The sequence below is a fragment of the Actinoalloteichus spitiensis RMV-1378 genome, from assembly GCF_000239155.1.
Lineage (GTDB): Bacteria > Actinomycetota > Actinomycetes > Mycobacteriales > Pseudonocardiaceae > Actinoalloteichus_B > Actinoalloteichus_B spitiensis.
Genome location: NZ_AGVX02000539.1, coordinates 1 through 2,244 on the forward strand (window position 1 = coordinate 1; position 2,244 = coordinate 2,244).

The 2,244-nt window shown below is 74.5% G+C and carries 3 protein-coding genes; 2 read left to right on the forward strand and 1 reads right to left on the reverse strand.

Features of this window, described 5'->3' with window-relative positions:
• The coding region (locus ACTIDRAF_RS30325) for an MFS transporter (protein WP_016700739.1) at positions 1-857 on the forward strand (857 nt) is incomplete at its 5' end.
• 291 nt (positions 858-1,148) lie between these two features.
• Here the strand turns inward: ACTIDRAF_RS30325 and ACTIDRAF_RS0221290 are convergent.
• Positions 1,149-1,586 (reverse strand): DoxX family protein, encoded by a 438-nt coding sequence (locus ACTIDRAF_RS0221290; RefSeq protein ID WP_026066353.1) that lies wholly within the window; start codon positions 1,584-1,586, stop codon positions 1,149-1,151.
• Positions 1,587-1,687: 101 nt separating this feature from the next.
• Here ACTIDRAF_RS0221290 and ACTIDRAF_RS0221295 point away from each other — a divergent pair.
• Positions 1,688-2,244 (forward strand): TetR/AcrR family transcriptional regulator (locus tag ACTIDRAF_RS0221295; protein ID WP_016700741.1); only part of this gene is annotated, 557 nt, incomplete at its 3' end.

A 2,244-nucleotide genomic window follows, 5' to 3' on the forward strand; every position in this document is an offset into this window, starting at 1 on the left:
TCCTCGCCGTGGCCCTGACGGCGGCTGCCGCGCTGGTTCCACCCGGCACGCAGGGCCGCGCGCTGGCGGTGCTGCTGTCCGGCACGACGGTGGCCACGATCGCCGGTGTTCCTGGTGGGTCCGTGCTCGGCACGGTGCTCGACTGGCGGGCCACGTTCTGGGCCGTCGCCGTTCTCTGCCTGCCCGCCGCACTCGGTATCCTGAAAGGCATCCCCGCCGGAGGTGTCGCCGACGAGGCGACGCCCGGGCCCGCCCTGCGAGCGGAGCTCGCCCAGCTCCTCAGGCCCCGGTTGCTCCTGGTGATGCTGCTCGGCGCGCTGGTGAACGCGGCGACGTTCGGGAGCTTCACCTTCCTGGCGCCCGTCGTGACCGGCACCGCCGGGTTGGGCGAGTTGTGGGTCTCCGTCGTGCTGGTGCTCTTCGGCGCCGGTTCCTTCGTCGGTGTCACCGTCGCCGGTCGGGTGTCCGACCAGCATCCCGGCCTGGTCCTCGCGGTCGGCGGCCCGTTGCTGCTCGTCGGGTGGCCGGCCCTGGCGGTGCTGGCCGCTGAGCCGGTGGCGCTGTGCGTCCTGGTGTTCGCCCAGGGCGCGTTGTCGTTCACGCTGGGCAGCACGCTGATCACGCGGGTCCTCTACGAGGCCTCGGGAGCCCCGACCATGGCCGGCTCGTACGCGACCGCCGCCCTCAACGCGGGCGCCGCGGTCGGTCCGCTCATCGCCGCGACCACCCTCGGCGGCCCCGCCGGGAACCTCGGGCCGATGTGGGCGAGTGGCCTGCTCGTCGCGCTCACCCTGTTCATCGCGGCCTCGTTCCGAACCGTGGTCGCCGAGGGGCGAGGTGCCGAGCTGCGCCGCTGACGCACGCGCTCCCCCGGGCACGTGGGGGGCGCCACCGGACTCGCGGAGCGCATCGGCGGACCTCCCGGTCACCAGGAGCCACGCGGCGCCCGGCGCAGGCTGGAGCTCTCGAGGGTGGTTGTCGCGGTCCGCACCGAGGTTCACCGCGCCGAGGGCCGCGACGGGGCCGCACGCGGTGCGCCGCCAGGTCCGCTCGACCTCGGAGGTGCGAGGACGACGACCGGGACCGTGCGTCGCCCTCGCACCGGGCGGTCCCCGCGCCAACGCCATCCGGGTCGGGGGCGGCGGGGGCTAGCGGATGCTGGCCACCACGGCGGCGAGGAACACCAATTGGAGGACGGTCCGCACGGCGAGCGGGGTGGCCGGTCGTCCACCGAACTCGCCGCCGCTCCTGGCCGCGTGCACGTTCGCCGGGAACATCACGACGAGCAGCAGCGCGAGGCAGATGCCGGCGGCCGTGGAGGTCGCCGGCACCAGCAGACCGACCGCCCCGGCGAGCTCCAACACCCCGGTGACCGTCACCAGCAGCGGGGCGCGCGGCAGCCGGGGAGGCACCATCGCGATCATGTCCCGCCGCAGCGGTCCGAAGTGCGCGAGTCCGGTGAGGACGAACATCGCCGCCACCCCGACCCGCAGGGACGACTGCCAGTCGTCGACCGCCTCCACACCGAGCAGACCGACCAGCCGAGCCACCAGCCAGGTCACGAACAGGCACACCGTCGGAGCCACCACATCCCCCTTCACTCGATCTTTCCACCGACAAGATCCCCTGGACGAGTGAACTTGTCAATGGCTAGATCCGGGGTGGGACGGTGACGTAGCGTGGGGCCGTGAGTTCGTCCTCCTACCACCACGGCGACCTGCGCCGGGCGCTGCTCGACCACGCCGTTCCCCTGATCGCCGAGGTGGGACCGGCCTCGGCGAGCCTGCGGGAGCTCGCCCGCCGCACCGGCGTCTCCCACGCGGCCCCCGCGCACCACTTCGGCGACAAACCCGGACTGCTGGCGGCCGTCGCCGCCGAGGGCTTCGACCTGCTGGCCGACCGCCTGCGCGCCGCCGCCGAGACCACCGGGAGCTTCGTCGAGGTCGGAGTGGCCTACGTGCGGTTCGCCCTCGACCACCCCGCGCACTTCGCGACGATGTTCCGGCCGGACCTGCTGCCCGAGTCCGATCCCGCGCTCACCGCCGCCCGGGACCGGGCCGGGGACGTCCTGCACGACACGGTGGCCACCACGGCGCCGGGCGGTCTGACCGGGGAACCCCGGGTGGGGGCGACCGCCGCCTGGTCGCTCGTGCACGGCTTCGCGACCCTCTGGTCGTCGGGGGCGTTGCCCGGGCGGTCCCACCCGGACGCCGACCCCGACGAGCTCGCCCGCGCCGTCGCGCG